Source organism: Amycolatopsis dendrobii, assembly GCF_014145675.1.
In the GTDB taxonomy this organism is placed as follows: Bacteria; Actinomycetota; Actinomycetes; order Mycobacteriales; family Pseudonocardiaceae; genus Amycolatopsis; species Amycolatopsis dendrobii.
Genome location: NZ_JACGZW010000004.1, coordinates 1 through 17,887, shown reverse-complemented (window position 1 = coordinate 17,887; position 17,887 = coordinate 1). Strand labels below are relative to the sequence as shown.

Genomic DNA, 17,887 nt, shown 5'->3' with positions numbered 1-17,887 from the left:
AACGCCGTCCGCGGTGGCGACGCCGCCGGTCCGCCCAGTGCGCGGGAATCCGTTGCGGGGAACCGTTCACCAGCCAACGTGCGCGCGGCCCGACGATACCCAGCCTCGGCCGCACGGTCGACAAACGCGCTTGCCCGGCGGTCACCGGCGCGGGGCCGGAACCAGCGAACGCAACAACGACGGAACCCCCGCCGGCCCCGGTTCCTCGCGCAGCGCAAGAAGATCGAACCGCACCGCAACCAGCGCCGCATCAGCACTGGCCAACGCCGCGTCGAACAACTCAAGAACCTGCTCCGCGCGCAGCGACCGGATCCCGTTGCGGAACAAGCCATCGCCTCGAAGCGGGCCCCACGCCAGCGACGTCGCTCGCAGTCCCGCGGCGCGGCGGCGGTGTGCCACTGCGTCCAGGCAGGCGTTCGCCGCGGTACGGACCGCCTGGCCCCCTGTGCCGAGGATGCCGGTCGCCGAGGAGAACAGCACGAATGCGGACAGGTCGAGGTCACGGGTCAGCTCGTGCAGTTGCCACGCGCCGAGCGCCTGGTACTTCAGCGCGTCGTCCAGCCGCTCGGGCGTGAGCGACGCGACCGTGCTGTCGTCGGGGACGCCGGCAGCGTGCACGATCCCGGTGAGACGCGGAATGTCGTTCAGTACCGCGGATAGCGCCGCCCGGTCGGCTAAGTCGCATGTCGCTTGCCTGACGTCGGCGCCCAAAGCGGACAGTTCCTCGGCCGCCGTGCTCGGCGCGTCCAGCAGAAGCAGCCGCCGGACCCCGTGGGCGCGGACCAGGTGTCCGGCGACCAGCGCGCCGGGCGGGCTGCCTGCTCCGGTGATCAGCACCGTTCCGTCTTCGGCGAAGTCGACCGGCCGGGCCGTCGCGGTGCAGGCGCGTTCCAGCCGGGGAACGAGGTATTCGCCGTCGCGCACCGTCAGTTGTGGTTCGTCCGATTCGGGCTGGAGGACCAGCGCGTCGAGATCGTCCAGGTCCGCGAGGGCGAACCGGCCTGGGTGCTCGGCTTGCGCGGCCCGGACGAGTCCCCGCCCGGGCGCGGCGTCGAGGGCGGCGCCGCGGGTGACCACGACGAGCCGGGCGTCGGTCTCGGCGGACAGCCAGGTGTGGAGGAGTTCCAGTACGACGCCCAACCGCTCGCCGGTCACGTCGACCGCCACGGTCGGCGGAATCTCGCCGGAAGCACATAATTCGCCCACTGAGTCCACATCGGACCAGACGACCCCGGTCGCCGACGGACGGACCGGGACGGCGTGCCAGCTCGTCCGGAACATCGGGAGCGCTTCGGCCGGCCCCGCCTGTCCGGGGACCGCCGGGCGCAGCGCCAGGCTGCCCGCGGAAAGCACCGGTGCGCCGGACTCGTCCCAGGCCGTGAGGTCGAGGCCGCCGGAATCGTTGGGGCGCAACCGGACCCGCAGCGCGGTGGCACCGGTGGTATGCAGGGTGACGTCGCGCCAAGCACAAGGCCGGCCGCTGGGAAGCGCGTGCAGAGCCGAGTCCAGCAGCGCGGGATGCACCCCGAAGCACGCGGCGTCCGCCAGGGCATCCTGGGGAAGAGCCGTCTCCGCGAACACCTCGCCGTCTCGCCGCCACACCGATCGCAAGCCCTGGAACAACGGCCCGTACCCGAAACCGGCGTCCGCCAGCGCGGAGTAGGCAGCGGCGACGTCCACTGGTTCGGCGTTCTCCGGCGGCCACGCCGGCGCCTCGGGACCGGGTTCGGCGGGCCGGTCGCTGACCAAGCCGACCGCGTGCCGGGTCCAGGCGGGGCCGTCTGCCCGGGAGTGGATCTCGACCCCGCGCCCGCCCTCCTCCGGTCCGCCGACCGAGACCTGAAGTTCGACCGTGCCCTCCGCCGGTAGGACGAGCGGTGCCTCCAGCGTCAGTTCGGCGAGCACCGGACAGTCCGCTTCGTCTCCCGCGCGGAGCGCCAACTCCACCAGCGCGGCACCAGGGAGCAGCACGGTGTCCCCGATCGCGTGCTCGGTCAGCCACGGATGGGTCCGCGCCGAGAGCCTGCCGGTGAGCAGCACGCCGTTCGTGCCGGCGAGCGGCAGCGCGGCCCCGAGCAGCGGGTGCCCGGCGCCGCGCCATCCGTCCAGCCGGAAACGCCGGCGCTGGAACGCATAGGTCGGCAGCTCGACCCGCGAAACGCAACGGTTGTCGAAGACGGCGGGCCAATGCACCCGGACCCCGTTGACGTGCAGTTCGGCGGCCGCGCTCAGGAACCGCTGCCGGTCGCTGTGGTCCCGGCGCAGGGTGCCGACGACCTTGCCCGCCACCCCGGCGTCCCGGAGCAGGTCTTCGATGCCGGGAATCAGCACCGGATGCGGGCTGACCTCCACGAACACGTGATGTCCCGCGTCGGCGAGAGACTGGATCGCGGGCGCGAACCGCACCTGGCCGCGCAGGTTGTCGTACCAGTACCTGGCGCCGAGTTCCGGGCCGCGCACGAGTCCGCCGGTGAGGGTCGAGCACATCGGCACCGCGGCGCGAGCTGGCCGGATCCCGGCGAGCGCCTGCGCCAGTTGCGAGCGGATCGCTTCGACCTGGGGCGCGTGCGCGGCGTAGTCCACTTCGGCCTCGCGGATGCGCACGGCTCGTTCCCGGCAGGCCGCGAGGAATTCCTCGAGCGCCTCGGGCTGCCCCGAGACCACAGTCGACTCCGGCCCGTTCACCGCCGCCAGCGACAGCCGTTCGCCCCACGGCTCAAGCCAGCGGCTCACCTCCGCCGCCGGTGCGGCCACGGAGGCCATCCCGCCGGTGCCGGACAAAGCCGCGAGCGCCTGGCTGCGCAACGCCACCACCTTCGCGCCGTCGGCGATGCTCAGCGCACCGGCGACGCACGCCGCGGCGATCTCGCCGTGCGCGTGTCCCACGACCGCAGCGGGTTCGACGCCGTGCGAGCGCCAGAGTTCCGCCAGCGACACCATCACCGCCCACAGCACCGGTTGCACCACGTCGACTCGCTCCAGCGAGGGCGCGCCTTCCGCACCGCGCACGACATCCAGCAGCGACCAGTCCACACAGCCGGACAACGCCGCCGCGCATTCCGCGAGCTGTTCGGTGAACGCCGGGGCGCAGTCCAGCAATTCGACGGCCATGCCCGCCCACTGCACGTCCTGGCCGGGAAAGACGAACACGACGCCGCGGCCCGCTCCGGTCGCGGTTCCCTGGATGAGCCCGAGATCGGCTTCGCCCCGGGCCAGCGCGGTCAGCCCATCGACCAGTTCGTCCCGGTCGCCGCCGACGATGACCGCGCGATGTTCGTGCGCGGCGCGGGTCGTGGCGAGCGAGAACCCCACGTCGGCCGGGCTCGTGCCGGGCTCGGCGGCCAGCCAGGCGCGCAACCGCTCGGCCTGCGCCCGCAGCGCCGGTTCCGTGCGCGCCGACACCAGCCACGGCAATGGGTAGAGCAGGGTGTCGTCCTCGCTCGCCGCCCGCGGTTTCGTCGCCGCCGGCACTTCCTCGACGACGACGTGCACGTTGGCGCCGCTGAGCCCGAACGACGACACGGCGGCCCGCCGCGGCCGGTCCGACCGAGGCCATTCCTTCGCCGCGATGTCCGCCGCCCAGCCGGAACCGGGGCCGCGCTGATCGGAGTGCAGGATCCGCGGCAGCGCCTCGTTCCGCATCGCCTCGACCATTTTGATCACCCCGGCCACCCCCGCGGCCGCCTGCGGCTGCCCGGCGCCCGGCCGTACCGGCTCTTGCCGCAACGGCTCGTCCGCGCGCGGGCCGCAGGTCACCAGCGGTGCCCGCGCTTCGGCCGGAACCGGGCCCGTTCCGTGCGCCTCCACCACGTCCACGTCGAACGGATCCAGGCCGGCCTTGGCCAACGCCGCCCGGATCACCCGCTGCCGCGCCGGTCCGTTCGGGTCGGCCAGCCCGTTCTGGTTCACCGCGGAACCCCGCAGCAGCGCCAAAATCGGGTGCCCGTTGCGCACGGCGTCGGACCGTCGTTCCACCAGCACCATTCCGGCGCCTTCCGCCCAGCCCGCCCCGCCCGCCAGCGCGAGATCGCATTCCCCGGCCCGCAGCGATTGTCCCGCCCAATGCAGTGCCACCAGCGACGACGAGCACGCCGTGTCCACCGTGACCGCCGGTCCTTCCAGACCGAAAATGCCCGACACCCGGCCGGACAGCCCGCTTCCGGTCGCGCCGGCCAAGTGCCCGGAATCCCGGTCCTGGCCGCTGGTTCCGACGAACACTCCGGTCGAGCTGCCGCGCAGCGTCGCCGGATCGATGCCCGCGCGTTCGAACGCCTCCCAGGAGGTTTCCAGCACGAGCCGGTGCGGAGGATCCATGGCCAGTGCCTCGCCCGGCGAGATCCCGAAGAAGTCGGCGTCGAAATCCGCCGCACCGCACAGAAACCCGGCCGCGTCCGGCGAGCCGGACCGGCCCCGGCCGCGGGCGTCCGCGCGCACCAGCTCCCACAGCTGTCCGGGAGTGCTCACCCCGCCGGGGAACCGGCAGGCCATCGCCACGATCGCGATCGGCTCCCGGCCCGCCGTCTCGAGTTCGCGCACTCGCTCGCGCGCGTGCCGCAGTTCGGCGGTCACGGCCTTGAGGCAGTCGCGAAGCTTCTCTTCATCCGCCACCGGAACGCCGCTCCCTTGCTCCCGAGGTGGTCGCCGTCATCCGCCGCCCCGGCCGACGCCCACCACGGTCCACAATGGATTACCACGCACCTGCCGCGCACGCCGCGACGATCTCCCCAGAGCATGGCCGACCGGCGACGCCGCCGCCACCCTCGGCCGAACACCGTTTACTGGCGGCGACGGCGAAACCGGATTTCCGCGTGGAAGGGCACCTCGCCGGCAACCGCGGCGAGGTGCCCAGGAACTGCTTTCCCGGCACCGGTTTTCCGGCGCAGCACCCGGGAAAGCAGCCCGGCTACGCGCTGGCGCGAACGCGTTTCTCCAGTTCGTCCGCGAAGTCCTGCCAGGTGTCCGCGCAGCGCAGCGCGAGCCTGCGCACCGCTTCCATGCCGTGGTCGGGAACCGCGTCCGTCAGCCGGTTGAGCTCGTCCGACTGAATCGCCTGGAAACTGAGCCACCGCAGCAGGGCCCGGCCGGTTTCGCTGAGCCGCAGCGACGGGTCCTTGGCCAGTTTCTGCCAGTGCAGCAGCGCCTCGGGCTCGGCCGCGACGTCGACGGTTTTCCTCGCCGGCGCTTCGGTCCGCTGCGCGGGCACCGAGACGTTCGGCGTCTCCGCGGGCCGCAATCCCGCCGGGATGGGGTTTTCGCCCCGGTTGAGCCGCAACCGCACGTCCCGTGCCGTGGCCACCGAAATCCCGGATTCCCGCGCGACCGCCCGCAGCGAGGCGTTCGGCTGCGCCGCGATCACCTCGCTGGCGCGCAGCCTGCCCGCGACGCTGTTCAGCGGGCGGACCCTGCCGTCGAGGCCGACCCTGGCGTTCGACTGCTCCTGCCCGGCAGTTGAACTCGACCGGATCACGCTGACCGTTCTCGCGGAGAGACCGGTCCGCGCCGCGATCGCCCGGTCCGACCATTGCGGATACGACGCGATGACGCGCGCCGCCGCGGCTTCCCGGTCGGCGAGCGAAAGCGGCAGGCCGCGCCCGATGTTCGACTCGACGGCGAGCAGGAAAGCCTCTTCCGGCGTACCGTCGAAGAACTTCACTTCGATCGTGTCGAGGTTGCACCGTTTCGCCGCGCACACCCGGTGCATCCCGTCGATCACCCGCATCGTGGGGCGGTGCACCAGGATGGGCGGAAGGATCGCGCTGATCTCGGCGAGCGTGCGGGTGTGCGCGAGGTCCTCTCCGGACAGTCGGGGCGAATCGGCGGGCAGCAGCGCGTCGATCGGCACCAGCACCGTGCCGTTCCTTCGCCCGGCGTCGTCGGAATCGTCGGGCCCGGCGGCCCGGATCCTTCCCGGAGAAGGAAAGTTCGCCTGGTCAAGCACCGGAACACCGCCCCTTTCCCCGCCGGCCGGCGGAACCGGGCCGTCCTGTCTCGGCAACCGAAGGTTTCTTCTTGACATCGAAAAGTAAGGTCATTTCACCGCGCCCCCAGTGACTTCAGTGTGGTTCAACGCCCCAGGCCAACCCGTGATCAGCCGCTATTCGCGGACGCTCGGGCGCCATTGCCGGAAGCGTCGCTTACCGAGCCGCGACGGGTACGAGACCAAAGCTAGCAGCAGCCAATTACAGCCCACTAACAGCTCTGGGCAGGCAGTTTGTCCGCCGGACAAGCTTCGTGACAGCGGTCGGCACACCCGATCCAGGCCATTTTCCCCTCGGTTGCATCTAGATAACGGACACGAAATAGACTATTTTCCGATACCGGCCGCACTGACGTCGGCAAGACGATTTCCCGGGGGCACGCGGATTCCGGCGCGGACTGCTCCCGTCACCGGGACAACGCGTCCAGCCTGCCGCCCACGCGCGGGGTGCTCTCCGCCAGTTTCCTTGCCGCCAGGCGCGCGGCCTCGGTGACCCAAGCCAGTTCTGGATGCTGGTTCACCGCGAGGTGGACGCGCACCCGCTCGACGAACTGCCAGAAGCCGAGGTGCCCGGTGGCGTGCCCGGCCCACCGGACGGCCACCGCGGCGAGCGTCGGCCGTTCGGTTTCCAGCCAGGCGAAGGCGGTCGCGCGATCGGACACCTCGGGCGCGGGCCCGGCCTCGTCCGGGAGCGGGCGCCCGGTTCGCGGCAGATCCGGATACAGCAGTCCGGTGGCCCGGTCCGCGACCTTCGAGTACCAGTCGAAAAGCCGGTGCCGGTCCCGGCGCAGCTGTTCCCCGCGCACCGCCGGAAGCAGCGCGACGTAGTCCGCGAGCAGGTGCGGCACCCGGTAGCGATCGTGCCCGCGGCGCTGCACCAGGCTGACCCCGGCGAGTTCTTCCAGCGTGCGGCCCGCCTGGAACAGGTTCTGGTCCGTGGCCGCGGCGACCGCGGCCTCGGCAATGTCCGCGCCGGGCAGCAACGCCAGCAGGTGGAGCACCCGCTTGGCCGCCGGGCCGAGCGAGCGGTAACTGTGCTCGAAGGCGGTGAGCACCGCGGCCTTGTCGTCGTCGCCGACTGACAGGACGCTCACGCGGTTGCCCGCGCGCAGCCGCGCCGCGTACGCCTCGAGGTGCGAGCGCGATTTGCCGACCAGGTTGCTCGCCGCGATCCGCAGCGCCAGCGGGAGATGGCCGCAAAGGTCGGCCAGCTCGCCGATGGTTTCCGCCGGATACCCGGGGTCGTCGCCGAGCGCCGCGCTCAGCAGCCCGGCCGCCTCGCCGGGCGAGGGCACGTCGACCCGGACCCGGACGCCGCCGTTCAGCACGGTCAGCCCGCGCAGTTCGTCGCGGCTCGTGACCACGACCGCGCAGCCGGGGCCGCCGGGAAGCAGCGGGCGGACCTGCTCGGTGTCGGCCGCGTTGTCCAGCACGACCAGCACGCGCCTTCCCGACAGCGCCGACCGGTAGGCGGCGACGAGCTCGTCCTGATCCTCCGGGAGCCCGGCGGCCGGAACCGAGAGGCTGCGCAGGAACCCGGTCAGCGCGGCGGTCGTGCTCAGCGGCGGGTTGGCGGCGTGGCCGCGCAGGTCCACCCAGAGCTGACCGTCGGGATAGGCCGCTCGCAGCTCGTGCGCGACCTGGGTGGCGAGCGCGGTCTTGCCGACGCCGGGCGGGCCGCACACGGTGACGATCGGCACCGAGATCCGATCCGGGGCCGGTTGCAGCAGCTCGCGGAGCCTGCCCGCCTCGGCTTCCCTTCCGAAGAACGAGGACGCCACGGGAGGAAGCTGGCACGGGACGGCAAGCGACGCCGGTTCCGCGATGCGCGGACCGTCCCCGACCACCGCGCGGTAGACCGAGCGCAGCACCGGCCCGGGGTCGATCCCGACCTCCTCGGCCAGCCTGCGGCGCACCTCCCGGTAGGCGACGAGCGCCTCGTCCCGCCGGTCCGAGAGATGCAGGGCGAGCATGAACTGGGCCCAGAACTGCTCGCGCAGCGGATACTCCTGGGTGAGCCGCCGCAGTTCCCCGATGACCTCGTGGTGGCGCCCGCGCTGCAGATTGACGTCCACCCGCTCGGCGGCGGCGCGCAACCGGTCCTCGAGCAGAAGCGGCACCTCGGACGCGTGCAGCGATTCGGACGCGACGTCGGACAGGGCGGGGCCGCGCCATTCCGCGAGCGCGCGGTCGAGCAGGTGCGCCGCACGGTCGAGCGCCCCGGCGGTGCGGGCCGCCTTGGCGCGTTCGGTCAGCCCGCGAAAGCGCAGCAGGTCGAGCCCGTCGTTGTCGACGTCGATCACGTAGCCGCTCGAACTGGTCCGGATCAGCCCAGGCTCGCCGAGCGAACGCCGGACCCGCATGATGAGCACGCGCAACGCCGCGACGGCGCTGCCCGAGGGCCGCTCGCCCCACACGTGCCGGATGAGCGTTTCCACCGACACCTCGCGGTTCGCGGACAGCAGCAGCGACGCCAGCACCGCACGGTGTCTCGCCGAACGAACCTCCACCGCCTCGTCACCCACACGCACCTCAAGCGTCCCCAAGACGCCGAAACGCAGCCGCGAAGTTCGCAAGATCCGGCCCCCAGCCAGGTCGTACCCCCTCGGATGATCACGCTACCCAAGACCGCGCGGGCCCAGCACCTCCATAAGCGTGGCCGGGGACCGGCCGGAGGACACTCCGGGTGATCATCTGAGCGGGCGGCTCGCCCCGGTTATTCGGAATGGGCGGGCGGGTGGTGGGGTGTCGGGGCCAGTGTGGGGAGGGGCTCGTCGGTTACGTGCGTGACCGGCGCGAAATGCGCCGGGTCGGTCCCCGGCGGCTATTCGGAGCGGGTGGGCAGCGCGTGGTGCGGAGCGGGAAACCGGCGCGGCGGCAGGTTTCGGCGGTCACGTGCGGGACCGGCACGAAACGGTCCAGCCCGGTCATTCGGGCCGAGCAGACAGCGGAGCCAGCGCGACGCGGTAACCGGCACGAAATGCCCGGCCCAGTCCGCAGCCGTCCGCCCCGGCTGTTCAGGGCTATTCCGACCGAGCAGACAACGAGGCGCCCCGCACCGGAAGACCGGCACGGCGGTAGATCTCGTCGATCACCCCCATCACCGGCACGAAATGCTCCGGCCCGGTCCGCAATGGCTCGCCGCGCAGGATCGCGGCTGCGAAAGCGTTCAGTTCGCAGGTGTAGGTGCCGGGCAGTTTCGCGGCCTGTTCGCTGGTCTTCTTCCCGCCGGTCTCGAGCACGATGCGGTTGAACGCCTGGGGCGCGATCGGGTTGCGCACCGTCAGCTTGCCCTTCGTGCCCTCGACGCGTCCGGTGAAGGAGAAGACCGGCCAGCCCCACATCACCGTCTTGATCCGGCCGGTCGCGCCGCCGGGGAAACGCAGCCGGGCGTCGGTCGATCGGTCCACGCCTGGCACACGGGTCTTCGCACGGGCGTGGGTCACCTCCGCGGGATCCGCGCCGGCCAGTGCGCGCAGCACCGCTACCGCGTACACCCCGAGGTCCATCAGCGCGCCGCCGCCGAGCGGGTACTGCCACCGGATGTCTTTGCTGTTGGGGACCGGGAAGCACACGCGCGCCGACACGTGCCGGATTTCGCCGATTGTGCCGTCCGCCATGATTTCGGCCACGCGGTCGAACAGGCCGTGGTACAGGGGGTGCATCGCCTCGCAGATCACCCGGCCGGTCTTGGCGGCGACGCCGGCGATCCGCCGGGCTTCGTCCTCGTTGCTGGCGATCGGTTTCTCGCACAGCACGTGCTTCCCGGCCTCCATCGCGCGAATGCTCCACTCCGCGTGCAGCGCGTTGGGAAGCGGGACGTAGACCGCGTCGAGGTCCGGGTCCGCGAGCAGTGCCTCGTAGCTCTCGTGCACCTTGGGGATGCCGAGTCGCGCGGCGCGTTCGCGGGCCCGGGCCGGGTCCCGTGCGGCGATCGCCGCGACGGTGATCTCCGGCGCGCTCTTCGCCGGATCGGTCAGCGCCTGCTTGACCACCCTGGCCGCGCCGAGAACCCCGATTCGCACCCGATCGGTCACGTGCGTTCCTTTCCTCTTCCGCGTCGGCCGGGCCTCGGCTACAGCGAACCGTGCACCACCTGCGCGACCCGGAGCGCGTTGGCGGCGATGGTGAGACTGGGGTTGATCCCCGAACTGGAGGGCAGCATCGAAGCGTCGACCACGTACAGATTGTCCAGCCCCCACGCCCGGTTGTCGGGGTTGAGCACGCTGGTCTTGGGGTCGTCGCCGAAGCGGCAGGTGCCGCATTGGTGGCCGAGCGCGCTGGTGTCCCGCGCCCCCGACAGGTGCACCGGGAAGATCCGCGAACCCGGGTACTTCCCCAGCGTCGTTTTGAGGGTCCGCATGAACCGCTGGTAGCGCTTCAGGTCCGCGGCTCCCGGCCGGTACCGCAGTTCGGCCAGCGGACCGGGTCCCTCGGGACTGCCGGGAGCGGGAAGGACGCGGTTGTGGTGGTACGGCAGGTCCTCGGCGATCGACGCCATGACGACGACGCGGTCCTGCAGCGAAGTCTTCCAGCGCTCCTCCGCCAGCCCGCGCAGCGCGCCGAAGAACTTCCGGCCCGGCCGGGTGGTGTTCATGAGCGTTTCATACGAGAACACCTTGCCCAGCGACTGCAGCGCGCCGAACTTCTCGCCGTCGTGCAGGTAGAAATCGTTGACCCCGATCTCTTTGACCTGCCCGGCGACCGGCTCCTCGGTGCGGACCCGGAAAAGATGCATGTCGAGAAAATGCCGCATCAGGTTGCGGCCGACGAGATCGTTGTCGTTGGCGAGACCGTTCGGCCATTCCTTGGAACTGGAGTTCAGCAGGAGCACCGGCGTCGCGAGCGCGCTGGCCGCGACGATGACGGTTTTCGCCCGGAAACGCAGCGTTTCGCCGTACCGCCGCGCGACGACGCGGTTCACCTTCGTCCGGCTCGCCTCCAGGCGCACGACTCTGGTCCGGTCGAGCAGCACGGCGTCGTGGTCGCGCACCGCGGGCAGGACGCAGACGTTGCCGGCGTGGTTCTTGCACTCCGAATCGCACAGAAACGCTTGGCAGGCCTGGCAATTCGTGCGGTACTCGCAGGCGACGTGCACGTTGTAGGGATGCAGGCCGCGCTCGCCGAGGAACCCGGCCAGCTCCGCGTTCGCGGCGGTCATCGGGCTCGGCGGGAGCAGCGCGTCGGTGTCGTCGCCCGGCCGGAGCGGATCCGCGGTGCCGCGCACCCGGTAGAGCTGCTCCGCTTTTCCGTACCAGGGAGCCATTTCGTCGTATTTCACCGGCCAGGACTCCGGCACGGTCGAGTCGCCGACGTCGGCGAAGTTGCCGCGCGGCTGGAAGTCCTCGCGGAAGAACCGTTCGGTGATCATGCCGTAGAGCGCCGAGGACCCGCCTGCGCCGGAACCGACGTACGGCCGGAACTTCTTCGGCTTGTCCGGACGCGTGGCGTCGAGGTACCAGTCGGTGTTCCGCCCGCTGCGGGCGAGCCGGTCCTCGTACTCGGCGTCGGTCAGGTCGGCGAGGTCGAAGGTTTCTTCCGGATAGGCGCCGGAAATCATCCGCGCGGAATCGGTGATTCCCTTTTCAAGGAAAAGCACGCGACGGCCGAGCCGGGCCAGTTCGTACCCGATGGTCCCGCCGCCCATGCCGGTTCCGACGACGATGACGTCCCACAAGACCGTCTCTTCCAGCGTCGGACTGGTCATGCGGACCCCCGTGGCTCTGCTTTCGCTCCGGCTTCGGCGACGATATCCCCGCGCGGATCCGCTGTCCACGAGCTTCGCCGCGACCGCCCGAACATGCTAATAAAGTCGGGGCATCCGCTGCGCCGAGCGCACGTCCGGAGAAGGGAATCGGAAAAATGGACGACATGGACACCTGGCTGGGCGCCACCGAACGCGAGACCGGCCAGCGGGAAATCGGCGGACAGGCCGGTTGCAGCGTGCGGATCCGGCGGAGTTTTCCCGCACCGGTGGGCGAAGTCTGGTCCGCGTGCACCACGCGGTCGCGGATCGACACGTGGTTCCTCCCGGTCACCGGCGAACTGCGGGTCGGCGGGACGTACCAATTGGAAAGCTATGCCGAGGGCGAGATCATCCGGTGCGAGAAGCCCGGATTTCTTTCGGTGACGATGGCCATCCAGGGCGCGCCGGGCGAGGCGCAATTGCGGTTGCGGGAGAATGGCGAGGAGACCGTTCTCGAATTCGAGCACACAATGGCCGCCGACGCCGCGTTGTGGAGCGCAATCGCACCGGAAATCGGGTCGGCCTGGGAAGTGGCGCTGAAATATCTGGAACGGCACCTGCGGGGCGAGCAGATCGACAAGTCCACCTTCCCCACCGCGGCGGACGACGAGCTGGGGAGTCGGTGCAAGAAGGAGTGGACGGCCGTCGTTTCCGGCTAGCCCGGGAGCGGGCCGGTTCCGGGCGATCAACTGCGGTTAATGCGGCAGTCGAACGCGCGAAGCCCGCACGACGCGCGAACGGCGGCCGGAAGCATCGCTTCCGGCCGCCGTCATTGTGGCCTAGTTCCCCGGCGATCGACTGAGGTCCGGGCAGCAGTCGAACACGCGGGCACCGCACGGCGGCCGGAAGCGAACCTCCCGGCCGCCGTTCCTCAGGCCTCCGCGGTGAGCAGCAGCGGCAGCTTCTGCGCGCCGGTCAGGTTGGGGATCGTCAGGTACGCCGGCGGGTCGTCCGGGTCGCAGCGCAGGTCCGGGAACCGGTCGAGCAGCAGGTTCATCGCGATGCGGCCCTCCAGCCGGGCCAGCGGCGCGCCGATGCAGAAGTGGATGCCCCTGCCGAACGCGAGATGCGGGTTCGGATCGCGCCGGATGTCGTAGACGTGCGGGTCGGCGAACTGGCGTTCGTCGCGGTTGGCGGCGCCGAGGACGAGCGCGACCAGCTGATCGGCCGGGATCTTCGTGCCCGCCACGTCGGCCTCGGTCTGGGTGACCCGGGAGATCGACGCGAACGGGCTGTACATCCGCAGCGCCTCCTCGATCGCCGAGGGCACGAGCGAACGGTCGTCGCGCACCTCTTTGCGCTGCTGCGGGTACTGGTCGAGGCAGAGGATCATGTTGCCGAGCAACGCCGACGTGGTGACGTGGCCCGCGAGCAGGAACAGCGCCGCGAAGTTGGTGACCTCCTGGTCGGTCAGCCGCTCGCCGTCCACCTCCGCCTCGACGAGCCGGGTCAGCAGGTCGTCGCGCGGCGCGGTCCGGCGGGATTTCGCGTGTTCGGCGATGAAGGAATTGAGGTTCTGGATGTTCTCGATCGCCCGCGAGAACTCCTTGTCGTATTCCTCGCTGCGCTCGTTCAGCGACATGTCCATGGTGCCGCTGAGCATCGCGTCGACCCAGCCGCGGAAGGTTTCCCGCTCTTCGGCCGGGATTCCGAGCAGGTCGGCGATGACGATGACCGGGAGCGGATAGGCGAAATCGGCGACGAGGTCCATCCGGCCGCCCTCGACCTGGTCCAGCAATTCCTCCGAGATCCGCTGGATGGCCGATTCCATGTCGCTCACCACGCGCGGCGTGAACGCCTTGCTGACGATCTTGCGCAGTTTGGTGTGCCGCGGCGGGTCGAGCGTGGTGAGCCCGCCTTCGGTGAACTCCGCCAGCTCCGGCACGACCCGCGAGATACCGGAGGAGAAGGTGTCCGTGTCCGCCATGATCCGCAGCGTCTCTTCGTAGCCATAGACGCTCCAGATGCCGGTTCGTTCGTCGAAGGCGACCCGCTCCTTCGGTGCTTCGCCACGCATCCAAAAGTGTCGCAGAGGCGTGGTTCCGTATTCGGCGTCAGTGCTCACGCAGGACTCCTTTCAACGTTTTTCAAAACCTTACGCCGCGTCGGGCGAATGCTCGTCATTGTTCGACAGCACTGCGGAACACAGCCATTCTTCGACCACTTGGGCGGTCGCACCGGCGAATTCGTCCATCATCGACCAGTGGTCGCCGGGCGCGTCGGCCGCGGTGTGCTCGAGTTCCCACGAGGTGCGCAAGGCCTCGGTCTCCGCTTCGGTTTCGCCGGGCACCGGCGGGGTCAGCGCGCGGACGAACAACGTGGGCGCGGAAATCTTTTCCGGCCGCCATTCCAGGAAGAGATCGGTGTAGGCGGCCATCGAGGTCAGCTGTACGTGATCGTACTGCCCGGCCTGCTGTTCGCGCTCGAGCTGGTTGTCCGCCCAGACCGAGCGGATCGACCGGACCACCTCGTGCCGGGGCAGGATCGTGTCCACGAGCACGACCGCGGCGGGCCCGTTCCCGATGCTTTCCAGCCTGCTCGCGACGGCCTGGGCGAACCAGCCGCCCGAGGAATGCCCGACCAGCACGACGGGCGCGTCCGACGCGGCCCGCAGCACCGCGTCCGCCTGCGCCTCGACCACGTCGTCGAGAGTGGCGGGCAGCAGTTCCTCCGCGACGAAACCGGGCGAAAGCAGGACGGACACGTCACGCAGCCTCCGGAGCGCGCCGGCGAACCGGGTGTACTGGTACGGGCTTTGCTCGGCCATCGGGGAGGCGAAGCAGACCACGCTCGCCTCGGAGTCCTCTTTGGACAGCCGGACCAGCCTCGGCTCCTCGGCTTCCGGGGACCCGGCGCGGAACACCGGGCGCAGCGCCGCGGCCGCCCGCAGCAGAGCGAAACCCTCGTCGTAGCGGCCGAGTTCGTTGGCCCGCCGGTAGAGGGTGGCGATGGCGTCCGACGAATCCTCCCCGCGCCCGTCTCCCGGCCCGTCCGGCGCACCCGCGACAGCGCCCACCTGCGTCCGCAGATGCCGGGCCAACGCGGTGGGAGTCGGATGGTTGAAGATCAGGCTGGCCGGAAGGGAAACCCCGGTCGCCCAGTTGAGCCGGTTGCGCAGTTCGACCGCGGTCAGCGAATCCAGCCCGAGTTCGGTGAAGGCCCGCTCCGGCTCGACCGCCTCCGTCCCGCGGTGTCCCAGCACCGCGGCGGTGTGCGCGCGCACCACCTCCAGCAGCAAGCTGTGCTGTCCGTCCGGGGACAGGCCGGCGAGCCGGGGCAGCAAGGTTTCCGCGTCGTCGGCGGCGGCCGGTTCCGTCGTGCGTCGGGCCGGGGTGCGGATCAGGCCGCGCAGCAGTGCCGGAACCCGGTCGGCGGCCCCGCGCAGGGCCGCGGTGTCGATCCTGGCAGGCACCACCAGTGCCCGGTCCCCGGCCAGTCCGGCGTCGAACAGCGTCAGCGCCTCCCGGGCGGTGAGCGAGTGGATGCCCTGTGCGGCGATCCGGCCCGCGTCGACCTCGGCGGTGAGTTCGCTGGCCTGTTCCCACAGTCCCCACGCCAGCGAGACCGCCCGGTGCCCCTGCGCCCGGCGGCGCTGGGCCAGTGCGTCCAGGAAAGCGTTGGCGGCGGCGTAGTTTCCCTGTCCGGGGCCGCCCAGCACCCCGGCGAGGGAGGAGAACAAGGCGAACACGCTCAGGTCCTCGTCCCGGGTCAGTTCGTGCAGGTTGACCGCCGCGTCGACCTTCGGCCGGAACACCGCGTCGATCCGCTCGGCCGTCAGCGATTCGATCACGCCGTCGTCGAGGACACCCGCCGCGTGCACCACTCCGGTCAGCGGATGCTCCGCCGGGATCCGGGAAAGCACGCCCGCCAGCGCGTCCCGGTCAGCCGCGTCGCATTCGGCGACCGTCACTTCCGCGCCGAGCTCGCCCAGTTCGGCGACCAGCTCCGCCGCACCGGACGCCGCCGCGCCACGACGGCTGAGCAGCATCAGCTGCCGCACGCCGTGCGCGGACACGAGATGCCGGGCCACCACGCCGCCGAGCGTCCCGGTGCCGCCGGTGACCAGCACCGTGCCGTCCGGGGCGAAACCCGGCACCCCGCCTTGCCCGAGGACGCGGTCCGGGTCGGCCGGGGCCCGCCGCAGCCGCGGCACGCGCGCGACGCCGTCCCGGACCGCCAGTTGCGGTTCGTCCAGTTCCAACGCGGCGGGCAACTGACCGAAGGACGCCGCCTCGCCGTCGACATCCACCAGCACCAGCCGTCCCGGATGTTCCGACTGCGCCGACCGCACCAGCCCCCACACCGCGGCGCCGGCCAGGTCGCTGACGCCCTCGCCCGCCTTCGCGGCGACCGCGTTCTTGGTGACCACGACCAGCCGCATCCCGTCGAACCGCGAGTCCGCCACCCAGTTCTGCACCAGGCTCAGCACGTCCGCGGCGGCGGCGTGGGTCGCCGCGACCAGGTCGCCGCTGAGCAGGTCGGACGGGGCGATGCCGACGAGCGCCAGCTCCGGGACGTCCATGCCCTCGGCGAGCGCGGTCAGGTCGCGGCAGCGGATCAGCTCCACATCGTCCACTTCGGACAGTGGGGGCAGCAGGCCCGCGCTCTCGCCCACCACGGCCCATCGGAGGAAACCGGTCTCCGGCTCGGAAACCGCGGACTCGACCCAGTCGACCCGGAACAACGCGTCGTCCTCGACCGGCCGCGCCGCCCGCAACTGGTCCGCCGACACCGAGCGCGTCACCAGCTCCCCGACCGCACCGACCGGGATCCCGGTTCCGTCGGCGAGTTCGATCGACACCCCGCCGGACTCAGCGGGAGACAGCCGCGCGCGCAGCACCGAAGCACCGGGCGACGGCATCGACACCCTGGTCCACGCGAACGGCAGCCGGGCCCGCGGGGCCTCGCCCGGGTCGTCCACGAAATCGCCCACGACGATCCCGTGCAGGGCCGCGTCCAGCAAGGCCGGATGTGCGCGGAATCCTGCGGCGCTGGTTCCGGCGGGCAGCCGCACTTCGGCGAAGACGTCGCCGTCGCGCCGCCAGACCCCGGCCAGTCCTCGGAACACCGGACCGTAGTCGAGTCCGAGCCCGCTCAGCCGGTCGTACACCTCGGTCACCGGCACCGCTTCGGCTCCGGCAGGCGGCCAGGCGGCGAGTTCGGCAGCGGGAACGGGCGCGCCCTGGGCGAGAACTCCGGTGGCGTGCCGGGTCCACGTTTCTTCGGGAGTGCCGTCGGGCCGCGTGTAGATGCTCAGCGGCCGCTTCCCCGAATCGCCAGCGCCGCCGACCAGCACCTGCACGTGGACGCCGCCCTGTTCCGGCAGCACCAGCGGCGCTTCCAGGGTCAGTTCCTCCAGCAGGTCGCAGCCGACCTGCTCGGCGGCCTGGAGCGCGAGTTCGACGAAACCGGTGCCGGGGAAGAGCACCGAGCCCAGCACCGCGTGGTCGGCGAGCCACGGCTGGGTTTCCGTCGAGAGGTGCCCGGTGAACAGCGTCCCGTCCAGTTCCGGCAACCCGGTCGCCGCGCCGAGCAACGGATGCCCGGCCGCGCTCAGGCCCAAGCTCCGCACGTCGCCGCGCGCCGCGACCGGCTCCAGCCAATAGCGCTCTCGCTGGAACGGATAAGTCGGCAAATCCACCTTGCGGGCCCCGGTTCCGGCGAAGAAGACGTCCCAGTCGACCGCACCGCCCCGGGCGAAGACCTCGCCCAGCGACACGACGAACCGGTCCAAGCCGCCGTCGTCGCGGCGCAGCGTGCCGACCGCCGCCGCGGCCGTGTCCGATTCGTCGATCGTGTCCTGCAGCCCGGGAACCAGCACGGGATGCGGGCTGACCTCCACGAACACCCGGTGCCCGTCGGCCAGCAACCGCCGGGTCGCCTGCTCGAACTCCACGGTCTGGCGGAGGTTGCGATACCAGTACTCCGCGTCCAGGGTCGCGGTGTCGAGCAGTTCCCCAGTCACCGCGGAGTAGAACGGCACCTGTCCGGACACCGGCGACACCGGGGCCAGCACGTCGCGCAGTTCGTCGCGGATCTGCTCCACGTGCGCCGAATGCGAGGCATAGTCGACCGGAACCTTCCGCGCCCGGACACCGTCCCGCTCACACGCCGCGATCAATTCGTCCAACGCGTCCGGGTCGCCCGAGACGACCACCGAGCCC

At 71.2% G+C, this 17,887-nt stretch carries 8 protein-coding genes; 1 reads left to right on the top strand and 7 read right to left on the bottom strand.

All coding sequences use genetic code 11. The features are described 5' to 3' along the window. Window positions 1–141: 141 nt before the first annotated feature. The 5 genes from H4281_RS11805 to H4281_RS11785 all read right to left on the bottom strand — a co-directional run bounded on the left by H4281_RS11805 (window position 142) and on the right by H4281_RS11785 (window position 11,684). Complete coding sequence (locus tag H4281_RS11805) at window positions 142–4,608, bottom strand: type I polyketide synthase (RefSeq protein ID WP_182890937.1); 4,467 nt, start codon at window positions 4,606–4,608, stop codon at window positions 142–144. 295 nt (window positions 4,609–4,903) lie between these two features. Then, window positions 4,904–5,848, bottom strand: a complete 945-nt coding sequence (locus H4281_RS11800; protein WP_237597063.1) for a ParB/RepB/Spo0J family partition protein — start codon at window positions 5,846–5,848, stop codon at window positions 4,904–4,906. 536 nt (window positions 5,849–6,384) lie between these two features. Continuing rightward, window positions 6,385–8,508, bottom strand: coding sequence for an AfsR/SARP family transcriptional regulator (locus H4281_RS11795; protein WP_182890935.1), 2,124 nt, complete (start codon window positions 8,506–8,508; stop codon window positions 6,385–6,387). Between the two features lie 492 nt (window positions 8,509–9,000). Beyond that, window positions 9,001–10,014 (bottom strand): Gfo/Idh/MocA family protein, encoded by a 1,014-nt coding sequence (locus H4281_RS46560; RefSeq protein ID WP_237597065.1) that lies wholly within the window; start codon window positions 10,012–10,014, stop codon window positions 9,001–9,003. Window positions 10,015–10,052: 38 nt separating this feature from the next. Continuing rightward, window positions 10,053–11,684: a GMC oxidoreductase gene (locus tag H4281_RS11785; RefSeq protein WP_182890934.1), complete on the bottom strand. Its 1,632-nt coding sequence runs from the start codon at window positions 11,682–11,684 to the stop codon at window positions 10,053–10,055. 164 nt (window positions 11,685–11,848) lie between these two features. On the opposite strand from H4281_RS11785, the gene H4281_RS11780 reads away from it, so the two are divergent. After that, window positions 11,849–12,382: an SRPBCC domain-containing protein gene (locus H4281_RS11780; RefSeq protein WP_182890933.1), complete on the top strand. Its 534-nt coding sequence runs from the start codon at window positions 11,849–11,851 to the stop codon at window positions 12,380–12,382. Window positions 12,383–12,594: 212 nt separating this feature from the next. Here the strand turns inward: H4281_RS11780 and H4281_RS11775 are convergent, their stop codons facing one another. Together H4281_RS11775 and H4281_RS11770 are read right to left on the bottom strand one after the other, a co-directional pair. After that, window positions 12,595–13,788 carry a cytochrome P450 gene (locus H4281_RS11775; RefSeq protein ID WP_370648125.1) on the bottom strand — a complete coding sequence of 398 codons (1,194 nt, stop codon included), beginning with the start codon at window positions 13,786–13,788 and terminating at the stop codon, window positions 12,595–12,597. 30 nt (window positions 13,789–13,818) lie between these two features. Next, on the bottom strand, window positions 13,819–17,887 hold a 4,069-nt coding region (locus H4281_RS11770; RefSeq protein WP_182890932.1), incomplete at its 5' end, for an SDR family NAD(P)-dependent oxidoreductase.